Annotated in this window: 19 protein-coding genes; 7 read left to right on the forward strand and 12 right to left on the reverse strand. The window is 51.4% G+C overall.

Going from position 1 to position 22036, the window contains the following annotated elements; all coding sequences use genetic code 11:
* Positions 1-241: 241 nt before the first annotated feature.
* The 5 genes from MBOO_RS13865 to MBOO_RS06190 all read right to left on the reverse strand — a co-directional run bounded on the left by MBOO_RS13865 (position 242) and on the right by MBOO_RS06190 (position 5112).
* Entirely contained in the window at positions 242-1573 is a 1332-nt protein-coding gene (locus MBOO_RS13865; RefSeq protein ID WP_012106730.1) for a hypothetical protein, read from the reverse strand.
* 164 nt (positions 1574-1737) lie between these two features.
* A complete protein-coding gene (locus tag MBOO_RS13870; protein ID WP_157677615.1) occupies positions 1738-2406 on the reverse strand; it encodes a hypothetical protein in 669 nt (222 codons plus the stop codon).
* Between the two features lie 321 nt (positions 2407-2727).
* Positions 2728-2964 carry a hypothetical protein gene (locus MBOO_RS06180; protein ID WP_157677616.1) on the reverse strand — a complete coding sequence of 79 codons (237 nt, stop codon included), beginning with the start codon at positions 2962-2964 and terminating at the stop codon, positions 2728-2730.
* Positions 2965-3087: 123 nt separating this feature from the next.
* The gene (locus MBOO_RS14200) at positions 3088-3219 is read right to left on the reverse strand and encodes a hypothetical protein (RefSeq protein WP_269677929.1); all 132 of its coding nucleotides are present in this window, start codon (positions 3217-3219) and stop codon (positions 3088-3090) included.
* Positions 3220-3834: 615 nt separating this feature from the next.
* Positions 3835-5112 carry a hypothetical protein gene (locus MBOO_RS06190; RefSeq protein ID WP_048068335.1) on the reverse strand — a complete coding sequence of 426 codons (1278 nt, stop codon included), beginning with the start codon at positions 5110-5112 and terminating at the stop codon, positions 3835-3837.
* Between the two features lie 267 nt (positions 5113-5379).
* On the opposite strand from MBOO_RS06190, the gene MBOO_RS06200 reads away from it, so the two are divergent.
* Together MBOO_RS06200 and MBOO_RS06205 are read left to right on the forward strand one after the other, a co-directional pair.
* Complete coding sequence (locus MBOO_RS06200) at positions 5380-5823, forward strand: hypothetical protein (protein WP_048068337.1); 444 nt, start codon at positions 5380-5382, stop codon at positions 5821-5823.
* A 19-nt stretch (positions 5824-5842) separates the two neighbouring features.
* Positions 5843-6556, forward strand: a complete 714-nt coding sequence (locus tag MBOO_RS06205; protein WP_012106735.1) for a winged helix-turn-helix transcriptional regulator — start codon at positions 5843-5845, stop codon at positions 6554-6556.
* Positions 6557-7495: 939 nt separating this feature from the next.
* Here the strand turns inward: MBOO_RS06205 and MBOO_RS13520 are convergent.
* From MBOO_RS13520 to acsB, 7 genes are all read right to left on the reverse strand, one after another.
* Positions 7496-8008: a zinc ribbon domain-containing protein gene (locus tag MBOO_RS13520; RefSeq protein WP_198324451.1), complete on the reverse strand. Its 513-nt coding sequence runs from the start codon at positions 8006-8008 to the stop codon at positions 7496-7498.
* Between the two features lie 186 nt (positions 8009-8194).
* On the reverse strand, positions 8195-8971 hold the full coding sequence (locus tag MBOO_RS06215) for an ATP-binding protein (RefSeq protein WP_012106737.1): 777 nt from the start codon (positions 8969-8971) through the stop codon (positions 8195-8197).
* Positions 8972-8989: 18 nt separating this feature from the next.
* Positions 8990-10030 carry a uroporphyrinogen decarboxylase/cobalamine-independent methonine synthase family protein gene (locus MBOO_RS06220; RefSeq protein ID WP_012106738.1) on the reverse strand — a complete coding sequence of 347 codons (1041 nt, stop codon included), beginning with the start codon at positions 10028-10030 and terminating at the stop codon, positions 8990-8992.
* Complete coding sequence (locus tag MBOO_RS06225; protein WP_012106740.1) at positions 10031-11938, reverse strand: ASKHA domain-containing protein; 1908 nt, start codon at positions 11936-11938, stop codon at positions 10031-10033.
* Positions 11939-13273, reverse strand: a complete 1335-nt coding sequence (acsC, locus tag MBOO_RS06230; RefSeq protein ID WP_012106742.1) for an acetyl-CoA decarbonylase/synthase complex subunit gamma — start codon at positions 13271-13273, stop codon at positions 11939-11941.
* Between the two features lie 2 nt (positions 13274-13275).
* The gene (locus MBOO_RS06235; RefSeq protein ID WP_012106744.1) at positions 13276-14223 is read right to left on the reverse strand and encodes an acetyl-CoA decarbonylase/synthase complex subunit delta; all 948 of its coding nucleotides are present in this window, start codon (positions 14221-14223) and stop codon (positions 13276-13278) included.
* A gap of 9 nt (positions 14224-14232) precedes the next feature.
* A complete protein-coding gene (acsB, locus tag MBOO_RS06240; protein WP_012106745.1) occupies positions 14233-16263 on the reverse strand; it encodes an acetyl-CoA decarbonylase/synthase complex subunit alpha/beta in 2031 nt (676 codons plus the stop codon).
* A gap of 177 nt (positions 16264-16440) precedes the next feature.
* Between acsB and MBOO_RS06245 the strand changes: the two genes are divergently transcribed.
* The 5 genes from MBOO_RS06245 (at position 16441) to MBOO_RS06265 (ending at position 22031) form a co-directional block, all read left to right on the forward strand.
* Positions 16441-17535 (forward strand): PEGA domain-containing protein, encoded by a 1095-nt coding sequence (locus MBOO_RS06245; RefSeq protein ID WP_012106746.1) that lies wholly within the window; start codon positions 16441-16443, stop codon positions 17533-17535.
* A 99-nt stretch (positions 17536-17634) separates the two neighbouring features.
* Entirely contained in the window at positions 17635-19164 is a 1530-nt protein-coding gene (locus tag MBOO_RS06250; RefSeq protein ID WP_012106747.1) for an MBL fold metallo-hydrolase, read from the forward strand.
* A 105-nt stretch (positions 19165-19269) separates the two neighbouring features.
* Complete coding sequence (hxlB, locus tag MBOO_RS06255; RefSeq protein ID WP_048068338.1) at positions 19270-19869, forward strand: 6-phospho-3-hexuloisomerase; 600 nt, start codon at positions 19270-19272, stop codon at positions 19867-19869.
* A 16-nt stretch (positions 19870-19885) separates the two neighbouring features.
* Positions 19886-21001, forward strand: a complete 1116-nt coding sequence (locus tag MBOO_RS06260) for a pyridoxal phosphate-dependent aminotransferase (protein ID WP_012106749.1) — start codon at positions 19886-19888, stop codon at positions 20999-21001.
* Complete coding sequence (locus tag MBOO_RS06265) at positions 20994-22031, forward strand: M42 family metallopeptidase (RefSeq protein ID WP_012106750.1); 1038 nt, start codon at positions 20994-20996, stop codon at positions 22029-22031. The genes MBOO_RS06260 and MBOO_RS06265 overlap by 8 nt, the downstream gene beginning before the upstream one ends.
* Positions 22032-22036 lie beyond the last annotated feature (5 nt).

Raw genomic sequence — 22036 nt, forward strand, 5'->3', positions numbered from 1 at the left:
TACGTCACAACACGGATTCCAGCCTAACCACCAGTATATTCTTACTGCAAGCGGGAGATCTGGCCAAGTACAAAACAGTACGCTCTTTGAAATCCTGAATTCAACGGAGAAATAAACAAATCTCATCTTTTAATAGAAAATCTAGTGAACAAGATATTCTATCTTGACCCTGGACCGGAGAACAGATGCCAGTTTTCTTTATATTTTTTATTGAGGCGAGGAGTAATCACTAAAAAAAAAGTTAATGAGTTGTAAAAATTAAGGGATGGCTGATTGTATTGGGCCAGTAGGCCGAATTCGCGATATTTAAGATCAGATTGGAGAAAATTGCTCTCTGATAATCTAACGTGATAGATGATGGACTGCAATTATTACCACTGGTATCCGTTATAATGAATGTGTAAAACGGTGTCGCTCCAGGCATGTAGGTGACATTATTTCCAGCCCACGATTCAAGATAAACCTCAGTGTTTACATTTGAATTAGGCATGCTGTTTACAACACTATATGTAGCGGTGGGCATGCCAGAAACTGAAGTATCTCGTGCAAGTATTGTCCATGTTGCCGTCCCCGGACTATATGACATTTGGCCTAAAATGACATCTCCCGCAGATACACCAGTAACCTCAGTTGAGTGTCCGGAAGATATACTTCCAAAAATAACCCACGATGCTAAACTCCACTCATCAGGGGAAGTTTTAGTGTTCCATTGCAAAACCGGCTGGATTAATTCGGGCATCCCAAGTATAGGGGAGTTTCCGATTGTCTGGATTCCATTCCAAAGGAACACCGGATAATGGACAATTCCACCTGTGACAGGTGTATCATTAGAATATTGTGGATTTGAGGGCACCGTCCAATATGTAACATAATTGCTAAGAGACGATGATGTCGGAGTTCCATAAATTCCTTCAACATATGAGTTCGGATCTGACAAACCTGGAGTTGGTGAGAATGTTTTCGAATTTGTAGATGCTCCTTCATCAATTTCTCTAAAGAGCAATACGTTATGATACGATACATACGTAGTATTCCCCCACGTAAGAATTACCGAGCCTGAAGGGAATCCAAACACGTGGGTTGCCGGCATGGATCCTGCAGGCGTTGGTATTTCAGGAGAATTTGCATCCCGCGCAGCAAATAATTGATTTCCATTTGAATCAAAGACAGTTGTTACTCCGCTTTTTGAGTGATAGACGATTGAGCCATAAGGTATCTTCGAAACATCTGGATTCTGGGATGTTGCAAGAAGATTGGTAATATCTGATGGCCGGGTAGTGAGGGCCGGATCCAACTCTGTTTTTACAGTTGCATAGTTCTGGGAATTGTTAAAGTGCAATTGTGGAACGGATAATGTACTAACATCAGATACTAAGGAATAATTAATTTCCTTTGCGTTCACCATCGGTACCGTCACCATCGCTGCGAGCAGGAATACAAGCAGGATGATGCCAACTTTCAGTGTTTTCATCTTTTTATCCCCCCTTTTTTGATACGCTCCGCTCTCCGGCTGGGATCTGCACAATCCTGATTCTTTTACGCCATCAAGCGTTCCAGGGCCCCGGACGATCATAAGACTGGGATTATCGTCAGGAGCCCTGCGGAATACCCGAAAGTATTCACAGAGGGGTATTCAGAAATTGTTCATTTTATATTCTTTGTCCACAGTTTCCAACTGCCAGTTGGGAAATTTGGATAGAAACAGGATCTATCCCATTTCTGAGCGGGATTTTACCTCTACCTGTTCCTGCCCGTCGAGTACAGAACCACAATCCCGACTATTGCTACCAGTGGCACTATGAGAGAAAGGGGCGAAGCAGAGGTTGGAGAAGGCGGAGGAGGTATTGCCCCGGTTTGGTTCAATGACAACGTGGTTGTGGGAGTTTGCGAGGGAGTATGAGTCCCTGTAGGTATTGATGGAGTATTCGGTTCCACCGAGGAAATGGCGAATAATTCAGAATGTGCTGTAATGTTAAACTTAGGTGAACTTACAGATCCGATAAAATTACCAAAATTAAAATATTCGATATCGTTAGTGGATTGATGAGCCCCCACTAAACGGGTTACCCAAAGTGTTGGGGTAATGTTACAGGACCAAAAATTTGCCCCATTTTCTCCCTGTAGGACAGCAACATTTGCTGTAAAACTGGATCCTTCGCCTGAGGGATTGGCCCAGTTGGGACCGATAAATATGGATACATTTTCGGAAACCGGTAAATTCGTCGTTCCATTCATAAAAAAAATCTCATTGACCGTATGATCCCCGATGGGATCGATGGTAATGTAATATGGTTGAGACGCGTTCGTCTGATTGATACCATTATCTCCCCCGTTGTCTGCAGCAGCGGCTATCGGTATGCTTGTTATTATTACCAAGAGTGTGATGCACATCAGGAATTTCTTCATTGTCACGATCACGGTCTTCCGTTTTACACTTCCTGAGCTGCGGTCATTATGACAGATCTAACTGACGACAATAGTCCAGTTGAGCGTCTTAAGAGTGCGAGGTTCGGGTTGTATATACCGTTGGAGGCTTCCGTTTATCGTCTGTATCCCGGTATTTGTCATAGTGACATTCCACCAGTCCACACCACGTTCAATATATGCCCATGCCCATGTGTCAGGTACTGGCGAGTTTGAGGTTGAGAGAAATTTCCCATTCATATCATAGAAATAATAAGTCATCCCCTCCTGACCGATCTGGAGACCGGGACTCGCGTTTATTATTCACTGGTTGCCAACCTGAGATGAATCGTTCAGTTCGAGGGTGAAAGTACTGCCCGGTTTTGCACAGATTATGGCATTATCCTGTGTTTCATTTATCGTCAGGTTTTGTCCCGGTACTAACGTTACCGAGCAGGGCACCGGTGGCTTTTGCACGGCTGACCCGAGGCAGCCGGCCGAGAGGACCACCATGAGAATGACCGCGCCGGCTATTACCATTCCCGGTTTTTGTGGAATCATATTCACCGTAAGACCCTTTTCTTATTATTTCACTTTTTCCGGTTCCTGCCGTTTAGGGTTTCTGTCCAAAGGTTCCAACAGACCTGTTGGGGTACTCCGGCTGCCACAGTAATTCCCCTGAATTCATCGTTTTCCCCTGTACAGGGACTTTGTGATCGCAAGCGCTGCAATTACCGCGAGGGGCAGCAATACCGTAGGAAACGATGATGACGGGGTCGTTGTACGGGGTGCTGCGCCGGTGGTAGGTTGAATCATAGGAGAACTTTGAGTAGGAACTGTAACGATTGTTTGGTTTGGTATGATGTTTTCTGGTGGTAACAAGAAAAATAATTGGCTGGCTGAAACAGTGGAATCCTGGTTGAGCCAGACCGCTGCAACATATTCACCCGGTACAGCACCAGGTACTGGTCCGGGGAACGTTATCCATCGATCTGTGGTAGCATTAACGGACCAGAAATTGACCCCGTTCTCTCCCGGTTGAATTGAGATGTTTGAATCGAAACGGGATCCCCATCCCGCAGGAGTAAAAGATTCACTAGCTGTCCAAAAGTGAATAGAATCATTCGAGACCGGCAGATTTGTGGTCCCATGAATTAAGAGCACATCGTTAATGGAATGGTTCCCGATGGGATCCATCGTAATAAACAAAGTTGTATTGGAAGTTACATTTTCAGCATATACTACCGAGACCGTTAGAATTGCCATAATAATTATTGCAAACATTGTGAGAACTATTATTTTCAACGTCATTTCAATCACTTTCACTGCTGATTTGAATTACATTTGTTAAATAAAACGTTACCCGATGTTGTCTTGTGCGGAGATCCGGAGTTCAATTTTACCGAATGTTAAAAAATAAATTTTGGGTTGTTAGGTTCCCAGGGTAATGCTCGTTGGCCAAAGATTTGAGATCGATAATCCATAGGTTGAGGGATTCCAATAATTAGTATTGTAATATCCTGACATAGGATAATTTGAGATAAGATTATTTCCATTACTGTCTTTTAACACAAAACTCTGGAACGTGATAGGTCCGCATAAATATTGTGAATTCAGGCCACCCAATGGAGTTGTTGGATCCCACCCTTCCAGTACTATCTCTGCCTGCAGATTTGTAGTTGGCATTCTTATAGGCGCTGAGCTTTTGGCAAGGAAAAGCGTTGAGCTGCCTCCACCTTGATTGCCCAAATCCGTAATTGATGCTATGCCATCATATCCCAGTGTATTTAACTGGATATTTCCCTGCATCTGATCACCTGAGTAAATTCCAGAGGTTCTGGTCGAGTGAATAAATGAATTGCCACTCCCCCATACATACCATGTTGCCATGGTCCATTGTGGAGTACTGGGGCTTGGAATTTGGTAACCGTCTTTCATATACCATTCAAGAACTGGCTGCAATAAACTGGGGTCATTTTCAAGTCCATTCCAGATCTCCAACGACGAATCATAATACACACTTCCAATAACCAAACTTTTCGTAAGGGTTGGTTTAGTTGGAACGTTCCACTGAGATATGAATTGCCCAACAGCAGTGGGTATAGCATTAGTTGAACCCCATTCAATCCATTGCGGACTGATTGTCGAGGAGCTACTCGCCGTTAAAGCGCTGTTTTTCCCAGAGATGCTATCATCGGTAACTGTCAGGATTAACATATTATTGCTAAATACGTACAGCACATTGCCCATGTCATAAATTACTGATTTGTCGGGAACTTCCTGAACATGTGTCGCTGGCACACGTCCTTTAAACGTGCTTACGAGACCTGCTTTACTATCGTCTGCAGTAAAGAGTTGTTTTCCCGTAGAATCAAATACCGTTGTAATACCATCAATCGAGTGATGAATAATTGCACCGAAGGGTATTTTGGATATTGCTGGATTGCTTGCTCCTTCTACCATCCTCGCAATCTGAGTACTTTGGATATTTGGGTCAAGGCTCATTTCATCGTTCATCACGATTGGCGTTTGATTTTTGTCATAAATGAGTTGGGGCAGTTGAATTTTACTGACATCAATTGTCGATGCATTCGTTTGATTGGGAGATGCGATTACTGTACTTTGCTCAATCGCACTCACCATCGGTACCATCATCATCGCTGCGAGCAGGAATACAAGCAGGATGATGCTAACTTTCAGTGTTTTCATGGTGTCATTCCCCCTATTTTTTGATACGCTTCGCTCTCTGGCATGGGATCTGCACAATCCTGATTCTTTTACGCCATCAAGCGTTCCAGGGTCCTTTAAAGATCATAAGACTGGGATTGTCCTCAGGGACCCTGCGGAATACCCGGAAGTATTCACAAAGGGGTATTCAGAAATTTTTCATTTTATATTTTCTGTCCACATTTCCCAACTGCCAGTTGGGATCTTTGGACAGAAAACGTAAGTTATCCGTTTTCGAACGTCAGGTTCATGTCCAAAAGACTGGGACTATTTGTGATGGTGGTGCTCTTACTGTGCACCGCATCAGCAGTTGTATCGGCAAAGGAATTATCGGTGTCTCTCCCCGGCAACGGGGGATACACCATCACACCCGGTCATAGCACCGGGATCATTCCCCTGACGGTGTACAATTCCATTACGCAGGGGCAGACAAACTGGGAATCAAAAAGCGTTTCCTCGTATATCACTACCCTCAATGTAAATCTGAACTGGGGGAATCCTTCCAATTCCTTGCAGCTCACCATCTATTCCCCCGACGGATACGTATTCGGCCCGTATTACGATAGTTCCGACGGGGTCACTGATGGCCGTATTGATCTTACCATCCAGAACAGCAATGGAATTGCAGAAGGAACATGGTCGTATAAGGTGTACGGCTACAGCGTCTCTGGAACACAAACTTATTCCATATGAGTCGTAATGTACCGCTGTTATGAAAAATGCAACAAAGGTACTTCTCTTTTTTTTGCTTTTTTCTTTTATCATTGCCGTTGCGAGCGGAGGATATACGGTTACACCCTATGTCACGCCATACTCGCTTTCGACCGGCCCCTATGACGCATCTGGTGCAGATGCACATGTATCCTTTTTCCAGCTGCCTCTCTGGATACAGATCAGCTGTATTACCGGTGCGGTACTCGCTTTTCTTGCCCTTTTCAAATGTATCCCTCTGGTCCTTGGCAGGGTCGAAGAGCTGCTGGACAACAAAAACCGGCGCGCTATCCTTGATTATGTCGGCAGCCATCCCGGCTGTACTATCACAGACATTTCACAAAACACAGGTCTCAACCGCGGGACGGTCAAATACCATCTCTTCCTCCTGCTCCGGGAACAAAAAATTGTCCGGAAAAACGATGGTAACAAGATGTACCATTTCAAAAACGGCGGAGCAAGTCCCGAGAGAAAACAGGAATATGGGTATATCCGGAATCCCCGGAAACGGGAGATCCTCATGGCAATCCTCAACGAGCCTGGCATCAGCAACGCCACTCTAGCAGAACGCCTGCATCTCGACAAAAGCTCCGTTCACCGGCACCTGCACCAGTTCCTTGAAGAAAAGATGATCGAAAGCCACTGGGACGGGAAAAATGTGGGCTACACCGTTACACCGGAAGTGGCGAAAATGCTTGCGGAGTTTTCTGAATAAGAGGAGGAGCAGAGAATGAGGAGCAAAGATCTGCCGCTGCCCCCGACGGGGCGCCTCCACGGCAGATCAAGGGAGTGTGCCCGGGCCGGCACTTATCCAAGCAGAGGATCCGACAAGGCTCCCGAGCGACTCCGGGCAAAGCGGGGAGGGGTGGAATCGCACTACGAGTTTATCAGGATCCGCTCCAAAATACGCCCGTATAACCGTCCGATTCCAAGTGATTCAAATTCGGGCTATTAAATCGATTTATTCGCCAAAATACGCCCAATTTGAGCCCCATATAATGCCCCATAATCGGCCTACAACGGCCTTTTTTCGGCCATTTTTTCCGGGATCGGACGAAAGCCCATCCGGCACCCGGATCGGTCCTCCAAATGCTGCTAATTGATGTCGCCATTCTCCGACGTGAAAATACCCTGCGGACCGTGAATTATTGCCTGTTTTTGGGGAATTATTACCTTCCGGGCATATTCAAGGGGTAATCCGGGCTCAATTTGGGGCCGGAATAGTGTATGTCTGATCGGTCGGGTGGGGGGTAGTGATACCTATACCCCTACGGGGAGGAGGGGTACTTTTACCGTGTTCGGGAACAGATCAAATGATTGCGGCCGAAAAAACAAAATGATATTTTTAAAGTAAGCGAGAAATTGTGAAATGAGATTTTTTCCGGGCTGCTGAACCGGAACGATGCCCTACGCGCAAAACACCTCGTCGGGTTTTGCGCTACGCACTTACCGGGATCCTGATTTGAGATTGGATTCAGTGAATGGTACGGTGACATGAAAAGAGCAGGGTTCCCGGATATTCACTCGCCCGCCGTGCCCCACGAGGGGCCCTGAGGCGGGGAAGCATCGTAATATTTCTGTGTAACCCTAGTGCAGCACAGAGAGTATTACAAACGTTATTATTTTTGCAGAAAATGAAGTTTCGATTTTATTATTACGGTGTGAAAAAGGGTGGGAGAGTCATAGTTGGAATGGCTGAAGGAGTTAGTGCGGTTTCATGTGATGCAAATGTTGCCAAGGCAATTAATGCTAAAATGGCAAAAACAATCACAGAGATAATTACTACTAAAACAATGTAGATGATCAAATGCGCAGTTTTTGTGGGGATGAAGGGGATCTCGTTGTTGTTCATCTTTTTAGCAAGGGAATAAGCATCGTATACTCCGAAAAGCCAGATAATAATTCCCGGCACAATTAAGCAAATAAGACCTATTACTGTTCCAATAAAGATGGCAAATCCTCTCGCCATTTTCCCGTCATACACTTGCCCGAATCCTGGGACAAATAATGAACAAACTGCTGCTAAGACAGGATTCTTCTCTTCTGGAGTTATGACTACTATCGGTTGATCGGAGGGGGTAGCGTTGCTAAGTTTTGCACCGCAGTTTTCACAAAACCTTGCGGTTTCGCTCGCAAGAGATTTGCCACATTCGGGGCAGTATTTCATAATGTAATAATTATCAAACCTAACGAAATATCTTTTTAATCTCATTTCACCTACAGGAAAATTCAAAAAAACGGTATTGGATTAGGTCACTAAAATCTAATCATTCTGCCCCTACCTTGTGCACCAGAAGAACCTCGTCTCGCTCAGCATCGGCCATTCGGTGTTCTCTGCAACCAAAAACCCCCTTTACTCCCCCACCTTCTCCCGTGCCATCTTTATCATCTTCCCCGCCAGCTCCCTCACCGCCTGTCGGGCCGGACTTCCCTCCGGGATCTGTGACACCGGTGTCGCTGCGAGATCCGCGGCCTCAACAGCCGGGTCTTCGGGGATTATGGCGATCGGTTTTTCATTCCCTATATCCACCGGTGCGGCACCGGCCTTGTACCGGTTGAAGACCACGTGGATCTTCTCCGGTTCAAGGCCCAGCTGGGTGGCGATCTCCCGGATCCGGGTAATGGTCCGCAGGCCCCGGGCGCCGGGATCGCTTACGATCAGGAGCACGTCCGGTGTTCCGATCGTGCCCCGGCTGATGTGCTCCATGCCGGCCTCGGTATCGATCACGAGGAACTTGTAGTCCCGCTCCAGCTGCTGCATGCATTCCGAGAGGAGATCGTTTGCAAAACAGTAGCAGCCGGTGCCTTCGGGCCGGCCCATGGCCACGAGATCGAACCCGTTCGCCTCGACGAGTGCCTGCCGGAACCGGAACCTCACGTAGTCATGCCGGTTCATACCCGGGGGAATGTTCCGGGAGAACGCTTCTTCCCGCATGCTGCCGAGCGTTTCGCGCACTTCAACCCCCAGCGCTTCATGGAAGTTCGCATTGGGATCTGCGTCAACCGCAAGGACCGGGCTTTCGCCGGCTTCGATGAACGAGCGGACCAGAAGGGAACTGATCGTTGTCTTCCCCGTCCCTCCTTTTCCGGAGAGCGCAATCGTAAACGGGCGTGGTCGTGGTGGTGGCATGGTCTCTCACGCTCTTTTTTAGGATAACTTTGCTTCTGCCCGGATTCTCCGGGAAATTTCGGCTGCTGCCTGCTGGATTTCACGGGCCCCGTTCCGGTCTGCAAACCGGATCCCGCAGCTCGGCGTGATCATCGATTGGGCATCAAAGAGCTCCGCCGGGATTTTCTTTGTCATCTGGGAGCGTATTGCGGAGTACTTCGCATAGAGCGAATCCACGGTCTCTGTGGCAAAGAGTTTGTACTCGGCAGGGACAATGCCCCATGCAACAACGCCTCCCCGTTCCATGTATGCGGCAACAGCCTCTGCATAGAGCATGAATTCTGTTGCGGTAGTATAGGCATCAAGGGAGATCAGGGAAGGATCAAGACCGATAACAAAACTCCAGTCGGTATTCGAGCAGCAGTGAACGCCAAGGCCGCCTTTGACCAGCGTTGCGATGTCCTCCCAGCCGGATTTTATGCTCGCCCGGTCGAGCGGCACGACTGATGAGCCAAGTGAGGCAAGGTAAGGCTCGTTTAAGACAACCAGCGTTTCTTTTATCCCGGTCCTTGCCTGCATCTCGTTTTCGCACCAACGGGCCTTGAGCGCGATCATCTTCGCGAGGACATCGGCGATCTGGGCATCATAATAGATCGGCCGTTTATCGGCATCAACAACCTGCATCCCGAACGTGACTGGGCCCGTCACCTGGCACTTGAGCACCCGGGCGCCGGCAAGCGGCCGGCCCAGCATCTCGATAAATGCGGATGCATGGGTGGCATCAAGGCCGTAGGGCGCAAAATTCTCTTCGACAAAGTCCAGGTACACCTTCTCCATGTCTGCGGAATTGTCCCGGGTGCTGTCGTAGAGCAGCCGCCCCTCGCGGATCACCTGCCCCGGGAGCTGGGCCGAGTCGTTAAAGACAATCCCCTCAAGGAGCCCGCGGTCGGGCAGTGTCGGGGCGTACGGGAACTCCGCGAAGATCTCAAGGACATCATCGCATGCAAGTACCGGATCGGTATGCGGGAGTGCACCGATACCGGTGGCGCGGGAGTTTGGGGATGGGATCATCTTTGACATTCAGGTTGCCTCCTTTTTCTCGCGCAGGGAATCGAGCAGTGCCTGCACCCGGGGGAAGAGCGAGAGATCCGTATGCGGGAGGAAGGCGCTTGATGTGTACTCGTCCATGAACGAGGGCTCGGCATTGAGTTCGATGTACGCGATCTTCCCGGCGATACCATCCAGGAGTTTGCGCTGCCTGCGGTTGATAAGCGCCATATTGGCCCCGGCTACTGCCCCGTTCCCGATATTTTTGATCCGCTCGAGATCGATCTCCGGGATCAGGCCAGCAATGGTCGCGTTTTTCTTGTTGATGTAGTTGCCAAATGCCCCGGCAAAGTAAATGGTGTCAATGTCAAGCCGTGTGACCCCGGCCTCTTTCATCAGCGTAACGCAGGCAGCATGGATCGAGGCCTTGCTCATGATCAGGTTCTTGATGTCGTTTTCCGTGATCACAATGTCTTTTCCGATGTCAGTCTCGCCCGCCCAGGCAACCACGTACTCCGGGTAATGGGAACCGGAACGGATCCGGGGATTAGTTATCCCGGTGTTGATCCGTCCTGTCCGGTCAATGACACCAACAGAGAGCAGTTCAGCGATAATATCAATCAGGCCGGAGCCGGTAATCCCTTTGGGCTTGATCCGGTTTATCGTGGCATACGTGGGTTCAAGCGTAGCCGGATCGATCGAGATCTTCTCGATAGCACCGGGATTTGCCCGCATGCCATAGAGCACCTCACCTCCCTCAAGCGCCGGCCCTGCTGCCCCGGCGCAGGAAAACATCCACTCGCTATTCCCGAGCACTACTTCGAAGTTTGTCCCAATATCCACAAGGAGCGAGATCTCCTCCCTCTCGCTCATCCGGCAGGCAAGGATGTCGGCAATGATATCTCCACCAATGAAATCGCTGACGGCAGGGAAGGCAAAGAGCCCGCAGTTGTCATTGCAGGTGATCCCAATCCGCGCCGCCGCAACCGAGAGCGCACGTTGCACCACGGGAACATAGGGTTCCTTGATGATATAGGCCGGGTCAATGCCAAGGAGCATATGGGTCATCACGGTATTTCCCGCAACTACGACTTCGTAGATATCCTCGCGGTCGATCCCTGCGCCATTGGCCGCGGCAGTAAGCGCCGAGTTGATGCTTTCTACGGCAAGTGTCTGGAGTTTTTCAATCCCGTTTTTCTGGGCATAATTGACCCGGGCAAGGATATCTTCCCCGCAACTGATCTGGCGGTTATAGTTCGAGGCAACCCCGGCCGCCTTTCCCGAGATCAGGTCCCAGAGGTAGGCAACGACCGTAGTAGAGCCAAGATCGACTGCTGCCCCGTAGAGCCGTTGTGAGGTATCGTTCTCCTGGAGATCGATAAGCCGGTAACCCCCGGGAACAAGGGCAACGGTCCCGGTCACTTTCCAGTCGCTGTGACGGAGCAGGGCAGGGATCTCACGCATCACCTCAAGGGGTGCGTACATCTTTTCTGCAACCGGTCCGCCTTTTTTCTGGATCCCCCAGAGCAGGCGGGAAAGGTCCGGGGACGGATCGGCAAGGGTCGGCTGCTGGAGCTCCACGTAATATTTTTTTACGGACGGATGGAACTCGATTGGAGCATCCATTCCGTCAATGAGGATCTTCTGCTCCTGGATGAGCGTACTTTCCGGGATAACTACCTGGAGATCTCCCTGGATCGTGGTAACGCAGGCAAGGCAGGTGCCTTTTTTTAACTCTTCCTCGGTAAAGAACCGCCCGTATTTTGCCCGGTCAAACTCGGCCTTGCCGGACTGGACAATGACCACGCATTTCCCGCATTTACCGATCCCGCCGCAGACCACGTTCATGTTGATCCCGGCTTTCTGCGCAGCATCGAGGATGGTTGTCCCGCGGGGGGCGTCGATCTTGCGGTAACTGGGAAGGAAGGTGACTGTGCGCATTTAGGGTTTCCATTCCTGCACGAGATATTCGCCTATCTCCGCAGCGTCCCGGGGCCCCACAAGGACTTTCCAGCCGGTTGCCTCTTCTATCCTGCCGGAAAGGGGAGCGGCATAGCCCGGGATGATCAGTTTCCGGTGGTTTACCTCTCCCTCTACACCGAATTTTTTTATCGCGTCCCGGACCAGCGACTCGTTAAGCTTTCCTGCGGCAACAGAAGTGAGTACCGAAAGCCCTTCGGTATCCACGATCAGCATAAAGCAGGGGATCCGGGTGGATTCGAGGTAACCCTGGAGGGTGAAATAGGTCAGCGAGAAGTTGACCGTCATGAGCACCGGGGCATCCTTTCCCGGGGTCCCGACCCGGTAAATGCCAGGGTTCATCTGGATGGGCTTCTGGGGATCCGTGTAAATATTCTGGCGCAGGGTGAGCGCTGCCTTTGCCGATGCCGGGGAGAGGGGTTTTGCCACAATGACCGAAGCGTACTTGACAATACCAAGGGCAATCGCAGCATCCTCATCCTCAAATGTCGTCGCATCGAGGTACACAGGGTACCCGAGATCCGGTACCGCCCGGGTAATGGCCAGCTGCCGCACTGCAGTGGAGCGGTACAGGAAATCCCCAAGGGTTTTTGCACCGGGATCGAGAAGGATATCCGGCACACCTTCTGCAACGCAGTCTTTCGCGAGCTGGACAAGTGCTTCAAGGGTGGATGCCCGGACAACGAGCCGGCAGGCATACTGTTTTGCAAGCGCACAGATCTGCTTATAGTTTTCCGGCGTTGCTGCGCAGATTGTGGGATGGTAACTCCCGCACAGGACAAGCGCCGCAGCAAGGGCTGCCGGGTTCTCTGAGACAAGGACCTCAGGAAGCCCGGCCGTTTTTTCCACGGCAGCCACTGCTTTTGCATACGCCTCGATCGTACCGCTTGTATTGACAATGGCAGTACCATTAAATTTCAGGTCGGCTCCCACCCGGGTCAGGGTTTCATCCCGGACCCGTGCGGTTATGGCAGTTATTTCCTCTTCGCTCTGGGTATCGGACACTACAAACATGATGCCCGGCGGATGGTAGAAGGTCTTGTCATGGCGGTAGAGGACAAACTCCTCACCGACTGCAAAGGACCGCTCCCCAACCCCGAGCTTGACCCGCCGTATCGGCGGCCGGGTCGTGGCACCAAGGACCGACTTTGCATTCTCGTCAAGGTACGGGCAGAGTTCAATATCGGCTTTGCCGGCCGCAAGCTTCATGGCAAAGGTCAGGCAGGTGGGATCCCCGCACTCCTTGCAGTTTTTCCTGGGCAGGAGTTTGTAGATATCAAGGGCCTTAAGCGGCATATCTAGGCGCCTCCGGTTCGCGTATTCAGGCCGTAAAATGCCTCCTTGAGGCGTTTTACGGTCAGGGGGTGCCGGACGCAGACAATCTCTGCCCCGGCAACTGCTGCCGCAAGACTTGTGGTAAATTCCCATTCCACGGCCATGGCATCCCGTGAACCGGCATCGGCCTCCCGCACCTCTTTTATTGTGAGTGAATCAGAGGGTGCGCAGATCATCGGCATGGCAAGATCCGTATCCCCTTTGAGTGCAGAAAACCGGATCCGCTCCATCGCAGAGTACGTGTACTCAAAGCCATACCCCAGTGCCCCGGTGTACGGATCAATTACGATATGATCCCGTGAGATGCCGATCTCCTTTAAGAGAATGTTGAGCTGTTTTGCGAGATTGATATCGATCGGGGACTGGGCTATGATTGCATGGTTGTAGGCCAGGGCCGCCGCTGCAATGCTCCGGTACCGTCCGGCCTCGGCTGTACCAAGGAGAAGGCGCTCTCCCTGCCCGGTCTCACCGCATTTCTGGAAAACTTCGCTGTCGATCTTCGGCTCGTTGCTTCCCTCTATGATAAGCGGCAGGGCGGTGCCGGTAAGAACAGATTCTGTCGTTTTCCCGAGCGTGGCAATGTCGGAAAAGTCCCGCTGCTTTGTACTGGTCAGGCAGAGCCGTACAAGGTCTGCACCGTATGCGGTTTCCGCAGTCTTTGCCCATGCAGCCGGATCATGGATAAGATCGCCGCAGTACTCATTTACGATCGGTGACCAGTACCGGGGATCATCGCAGATCTCAAATGCAATAAGGGGCGGGCGAGCGGCAGTATCTTTTTCCATAAAGGGGAGTGTCGTGCCACCACCAATCCGGTAGGAGCGTGAGCGCGTTCCTCCCTCGGATCGGGTTGCGCCAAGGATGACTTCTCCCACGGTACCGGTCCAGCCAAAATTCGGGTCAGGTATCATAAGCACGCCTCACATCAGGGGTTTCATGGCAAGCGCCGGGTGGCCGACACGTTCGAGAAATGCCATCAGATCCTCAATTGTCGGGGCGGATACTTCGTCGGCGATCTTATCAAACAGGTCAGGGTGCCCTTTTGCCGCAAGCAGGGGGACAAGCCGGGGTTTGAGCTCCTCTTTGAGCTGGGAGGGCATCCAGACCAGCCGCTCGATCCCGCCCTCTCCCTGGAGGAACCGGTCAGAGAGGATATAGTTCTTGGATATCCCGGCAAAGCCCGGAGTCTGGGCACCGCCACCGATGGTCCCGGCAAGAGTTGAAAAAGTCATTCCGGAAGGTGTCATGCCCTTGTATTCCCGGTTGACCACCATGATGCCGTTTACTTCGGGAAGCATGAGTGCGATGGCCTCAAAACATCCGCAGCAGGTCATGGGAAATTCCATCACGCTGTACAGGGAGCATCGTTCTATCTCGCCGTGACTGGCTTTCTTGACAAACCGGTTAACTCCCTCGAATTCGCCGTTCTGGACATTGACGGGTGCGCCTTTTTCCACCGGCTGGTTTGCGCCCGAGGGGGACATCTCATACGCGATCTTCCCGTCAAGCCAGCTGATCGCCCCGCAGAGGGCAGGCCGTTCGGGCGTAATTACGCAGACATGGTTAGGGGCAAAGGTCTGGCAGAGCGTGCAGGAATAATAGGTGTCGACATCATTGTCCCGCATTCCCTTAATGCGGGCATCACGCTCTTCGTAGATCTTCTCTGCCTCGTTTTTTCCTGCAAGCACTTTTTCCGGGTCGGTAATAAGCGTAACAGAGACGGCATCAAGGAGCTGGGGGAAATCCATCCGGAATTTGCTTGCAAGAAGTTTTCCCAGATGCTCGATCTTTACGCCTTTTGCAAAAGCTTCCTTTGAGATGCGCACCCAGACAAGGTCCCGCTGTGCAACATGCCATGACCCTTCGCCATAATTGACGAAATTGTGGATCCGCCGTTCGAGCACCGGCTCATAGTCTTTCTTCATTCCTTTGCCGGTCACTTCAATAACAATACCCAGGGGATATGCCCCTCCCTCTTTCATAGTATCTATTTCAGGCCCGACAACTGTCACTTTCCCGTCTTCAATCTCACCGGGATTTTTCATCCGCAGCAGTTCAAAGGCCGGGGAGCGTCCGCCGCCAAACTCCACCTGCATCTCTTCTTTTCGTATGCTCTTTCCTTCGAATGCAGGAGAGCACCCCATCGGAATGGGGATGGCAGTGACCGTGACCCGGATCCCTTTGAGTTCCATGCCGGTGCGAACAACATCATCGGGAGTGGCAGGAGTCCAGTCCCCGCCCTCGTATCCCTCCAGGGTAAGGAGGGGAAATCCCAGCACCCGCATGGCATCGACAAAGGCTATCTCTTCGTCAGAGAGGCCGGGAAAGACAATGACAATAGCTTTTGCCCGCTCTGCAGCGTATGACAGGAGCCGCCCGGTATCACCCGGTGAAACCCCGCCAAACATCATCGCAACCCGGGCAATGATATCAACAAAATGTACGCTGTGAACCGGTCGGGAACCAAGAGGGATAAGCCGGTAATCAAGGCCCAGTTTCACGCCGGCTGAGGAAAGGGAGGAGATCACGTCGCCGGCAAGGAAGGTGAGCATATATTTTTCCTGGAGCTCACGGCAGATTGCCGCTGCGGTACCGGCACCCGGGGGTCTGCCAACGATCAGGGCAAGACCCAGGATACTTCCGTCCACCAGGGAGTACCCGAGTTTCCGGATAACGGTGTCACTGATAAAACCGGTATAGGGAACAGGCTCCTTCCCTGTCCCGGCAGTTTCCGCGGCAAGCAAAGATTCTGATGCCACCAGGGGGTTTTCCCCGGTCTTTGCATAAACATCAGTCGCAGATTTCCGGTCATGCACAGGAATGCCTGTCAGGGCATACGATATCGGAAGGTGGTACGCCGTTTCGTCATAGGAAAATTCGCTCGAAATGTGGGCGAGTTTCTCTTTGAGGTGCCCGTTTCCGGTTTTTTTGGCCAGGATGACGTCGGTCATAATATCCCTCTGGTAAGGGGGTATCTGCGCAACCCTACATATAGTTTCGTTATGTGCGCAATTCCGTTACCGGTAACATTTGCGTCCGGACTTTGTACCGTTTCGCTCAAAATCAGGTAAAATGACAATAATGTTTATTCTCTCATGAATATATTCTCTTTAAGGTGAAGATGAAAAATGAGCTCTAAAAATTTCCCGGAATTGTTTTCCTGGCTTCTTCTTGCAATAATTCTGCTATTGTGCATCGGACCGGCACAGGCCGGGACCGTTTCGATCACGTACCGGGGAAGCGGTGGATATTATGTTGGTGACAGTGTGATACTGGACGGGATGAACACGGTAGGCAACACCACCGTGATAACCATCACCGGCCCGGGCCTGCCGGCTGCCGGTGTACCTCCCTATAACCTGACCGGCGACGCAGGAACCGGGAATACCGCGGTTACCGATCCGTCCGGGACATGGTCATACGACTGGGATTCGTCACGGGCACTGGGAGCCTCCAGTCTTAACCCCGGACGGTATACATTTACGGTCTACGACAACAGCAATTCTCAAATTAACTCCTCGGTCTCTGTCTTCCTGAAGCAACCGGAATTTTATGCCTCCATATCTCCCAACCCGGCTGTTCTCAATGATTATGTGCAGGTAACCGGAAAGGTGGAATCTGCGGCAGATACCATCGGGATTGATGTGATAGATGCATCCGGGAATAAGGTGCATACCTTTTCCTCGCCGGTCAGTAACGGGGGGTATTTCCAGTATGGATTCCATGTGGATATGCCCCCGGGCGTGTACACGGTTTACATCAGCAGCCCTTCACTGTCCAACAGCCTGACAAGCACCCTGACCGTGGTAGAATCCAATGCAAACCTGACGGCGGTTGCACCGGTTATTAGCACTCAGGTTACTTCGCCTCCTGCTTCGACCGGGACACCTGTTGCTCCTCAGGCCACGGCCACAATCCCGCCGGGATCGGGGACACTGGTGATATCATCAGTACCGGCCGGCGCTTCAGTCTATCTTGATTCAGCAAATGTCGGAATTTCGCCGGTGACACTGAATGGCGTTGCACCCGGTACGCACCTTGTGGAGATCAAGTCTCCGGGTTACCTTACCGTGTCCATGGATGTCGTTGTCACAAGTGACAAGCCTGTTGAGGTCTCACCCCAGCTGGTAAGGGCACCCTTTGGACTTGGGCTTTCTCCCCTTGCAGCGCTCGGCGGTTGCCTTGGTGCAGCAGCTTTGTTTATCGTTTCACGGAAGAAATAACGGATAACCTGCATACGAGCGGAGAAGTATACCCTCATAAATGCATTTGAGGGTTACCGCAACCTATAACCAAAACCCATTACTATTTTAGTCCTGCATATGACAGCGCCCTCTGCCAGAAAGTTTGGCTTTATAGCCCACATGCCCGATGAGCCCGGCTCGCTGGAGCAGGCGGCCCAGGTCATAACCCGGTACAATGGCAATATCAACCGCATCCAGTACGACCGGAGAATTGATCCCTGCACGGTCTTTTACGAGGTAACTTCAACAGAAGAAGAGTATGCAAGGATCACCGGTGATCTTGCGGATATCGGCTATCTCCAGACTTCATTGCAGCCGGTAAGTTTTCTCAAATTCTTTGTCCATCTCCCCCACGCACCGGGCTCATTGCACCGGTTTTTAAAATTCACTACAGAATCCGGGGCAAATATCGGATTTATTGATTTTGACGACACCGGCAGGTTCCCCGACCGGCTCACGGTGAGCCTGAACCTTGAGGATCCGGCTGCAGTTGAAAACCTCCTCGATCAGCTCAAATCGAGGTATCACCTGGAGATCCTTGAGTACGATACGACCGGGAAGCATCTTGACGATACGGTCTTCTATGTTAAATTTGCACAGGAGATCCGTGACCTGATCGGAGAATCTGAAAATGAGTTTCTCCTTTCTTTTCTTGCCGATACCAACCATATTGCACAGGAACTGATGAACCGGGGGAACAATCCCCGGCAGGTCTTTGACAGTGTGCTTCTCACCGGGCGGACCCTGCGGGCCACCACCGGCAAAAATTTCTACGCCGATGTCCAGAAAATCCAGATTACTCCTGCGGTCAGTCTTTTCTGTTTCCAGCTCCCCTGCGGAGGAAGCATCTATGTGCTCTTTTCCGGAAAAGAGGCCCTGATGATCGATACCGGGTACGGTATTTACCATGATGATGTCATGGCAATGTTTTCTTCTTTTGGTCTTGGAGAAGAAGGAAATTTTACCGGCCTTGTTATCACCCATGCGGATGCCGATCACTGCGGGGGCGGGGGCTTTTTTTCGGCCGGTGCAGTTATGCATACCGGTACCCGTGATATCATAAAAACAAACAACCGGGCGTACGGGTCCCGGAGCGAGCACTCTGTTCTTGAATCGTTTTACACCAAGATGATCAATTGCTTCTCCCGCTTCAACCCCCCCGGGAACGTAACCTGCCTCCAGAAGGCCGGGACCTCAGTGCAGAGTATCTTCCCGGTGCTTGGATCTGTTGCCATTGCAGGAATCAGGCTTGAGATCCTCGAAGGGCTGGGGGGTCATACACACGGGCAGATCTATCTTTATTCCCGTGAAGAGGGCTTACTTTTTACCGCAGACGCGGTGATTAATTTTTCCAGTCTTACACCGGAACGTGCTTCATACAGCTCTCTTGCGGATTTTCTGGTTAGCTCGGTAAACGTGGACAGCGATCTTGCACGCAGGGAGAGAAAAGCGCTGCTTGAACTTGCCACAGAGACTGACCGGGAGCTTGCCCGCAAGGGGAAACGCTGCCTTATCTGCGGGGGGCATGGTGCGGTATCGGTTCTGGACAAGGGCAGGCTTGTTCCCTGTGGGGAGATAACCCGCTACCAAATACCTGATGCCCCCTGATACCCTGTTGGCCCCCCACATCTATGGGGGATCGCGTACCAGCGAAGCCTGCTCCGGGCACGATATTCTCATTTACTATGGGATTGCACACTCCTAGCGAGAAGGATGGATGATCACAGGGTTCAGGAAATGATGCTGTTGATGGCATCGAAAATTCGATCGGTTGCTAACTCCCTTTCCGCTGATGATGTCGAAGGGTTTCTTGCAGAGATTCTGAAAGCCCGGCGCATCTATGTTATGGGTGCCGGCAGGTCTGGACTTGTAGCAAAGGGATTTGCCATGCGCCTGATGCATCTTGGCCTCCAGTCGTATGTTGTTGGTGAGACAATCACGCCGGCCCTCCAGAAGGGCGATCTCATCATTGTTTTTTCCGGGTCGGGAAAAACAAAGACTGTCGCCGACATTGCTGAGACCGGAAAGGAGATCGGGGCACACATCGGCCTTATCACCTCAAACGCGGATTCGCGGATCGGCAAAATTGCCGATTGTAAAGTGATCATCGAAACCCAGCGCGATGATGTCCGCGACGATGCCGCGGAATTTGAGATCCGCCAGATGCTTGGCGACCACAAATCGTTTGCGCCACTGGGGACGCTTTTTGAAACGGCTTCCATGATCTTTTCCGATGCGGTGATCTCCCGGCTCATGGAGATCACCAAGACCGACGAATCTGCGCTCAAGAACCGGCATGCAAATATCGAATAACCAGGGGTGCAAAAAAATGATGGAACGGTTTTCATCGCGGGTCAGGGGCATTGAGATCTCCGGGATCCGGAAAATCTTTGAGGCTGCCGGGCCGGGATCGATCAATCTCGGCCTGGGTCAGCCGGATTTTGATACGCCGCAGCATATCAAGGATGCTGCCATTGCGGCGATCCGGGAGGGAAAGACAGGTTACACACCCAACACGGGGATACCCGAGCTCAGGGAAGCGCTCAGCACCAAGTTCAGAAAAGAGAACAACGTGCAGTACTCCACAGATCAGATACTCGTTACTGCCGGTGCAAGTGAGGCCCTCCATATTGTCATGCAGGCTCTTGTGAGCGACGGGGATCGTGTCCTTTGCGCTGACCCGGGTTTTGTTTCGTATGCAGCGCTTGCAACACTTGCCGGAGGCCGGCCGGTGGGTGTCCCGCTTGATGCAACTTTCCATATCGATCTGGAAAAAGCACAGGCTCTTATGGATGGTGCCCGCCTTTTTGTCCTCAACACCCCGGCCAACCCGACCGGTGCCGTGGAGAGCGCAGAGACAATCCGGACACTCGTTGAATATGCGGGAGATGCCGGGGTCACCATCGTCAGTGATGAAGTATACGAGCATTTTATCTATGGGAAAAAGCACGTGAGTGCTGCACGGTTTGGCGACAATGTGATCACGATAAATGCGGCAAGCAAGACCTACGCGATGACCGGCTGGCGCCTCGGGTACCTTGCGGCTCCGGCGGAAGTTGTCAGCCAGTGCCTCAAGGTGCACCAGTACTGCCAGGCATGTGCTACCTCAATTTCCCAGTATGCTGCGCTTGCAGCGTACACCGGAGATCAGGCACCGGTGCAGCAGATGAGGGATGAATACCATGCACGCCGTGACCTGCTCTGCAGGGGGCTTTCCGATATCGGTTTCTCGTTCCCGGTCCCGGAAGGGGCGTTTTATGCGTTTGTGCCGATGAAACCGGCGCTGGTTCAGAATATTATCGAATCCGGGGTTATTCTCACCCCTGGCTCAGCATTCGGTGCAAATGCACCTGATTATGCCCGGATCAGTTATGCTGCATCGCGGGAGAATCTTATGCAAGCTCTTGATAGGATCAAAAAGGCAACAGGAGAGTACCATGGTTAAGGAATTATTACGGAAATTATCCAATGCCCACGGGGTATCGGGAAGTGAAGGCAGTGTCTTTGCCTTAATAAAAAAAGAACTCAAAGGCTGTGTTGATGAGATCACCGAGGATCCTATGGGAAATCTCATTGCAGTCAGGCATGGTAACAAGTCAAAGGTGATGCTTGCCGCCCATATGGACGAGATCGGGCTCATGGTCAAGTATATCGATGACAAGGGCTTTCTCCGGTTCATCACTCTTGGCGGGTGGTACGGGCCAACACTCTATAACCAGCGCGTGATCGTCCATGGGACAAAAGGTGACCGGATCGGTGTCATCGGTGGCAAGCCCCCGCACATGATGGACGAAGATGAACGTAAGAAAGGGGTGAAAACCGACGACATGTTCATCGATATCGGGGCAAAAAACAAGGACGATGTTGCGGAGCTGGGTATTGAGGTTGGCACGCCGGTAACGATTGATCGCGAATTTACCGAACTCGCGAATAACCGCGTTACCGGTAAGGCATTTGATAACCGGGCCGGTGTTGCAATGCTTATTAAGACCATGCAGAAAATGAAGTCCCCGTTCACGGTTTACGCCGTCTTTACCGTGCAGGAAGAAGTGGGTCTCAAAGGGGCAAAGACCAGCGCCTATACAATCGATCCCGACTGGGCCATTGCTACGGATGTTACCATTCCCGGCGATCACCCGGGGATTGATATGAAGGATGCAGCAGTAGAAATGGGAAAAGGGCCGGTTATCACCATTGTCGACAGCAGCGGAAGAGGACTTATTGCCAGCCGCAAGGTTGTCCAGTGGCTGAAAAATGCTGCTGAAACAAACGCGATTCCCGTGCAGTACGAGGTTGGTACCGGGGGGACAACCGATGCAACCTCTATTCACCTGTCCCGCGGCGGCGTGCCAAGTACCACTATCAGCCCGCCCACACGGTACATCCACTCCCCGGTGGAAGTCCTGGATACAGGGGATATAGAAGCCGGTGTTAACCTGCTTGTTGCAGCGCTGAAGACAAAGCCTGCGCTTTAAATTCA

Source organism: Methanoregula boonei 6A8 (assembly GCF_000017625.1).
In the GTDB taxonomy this organism is placed as follows: Archaea; Halobacteriota; Methanomicrobia; order Methanomicrobiales; family Methanospirillaceae; genus Methanoregula; species Methanoregula boonei.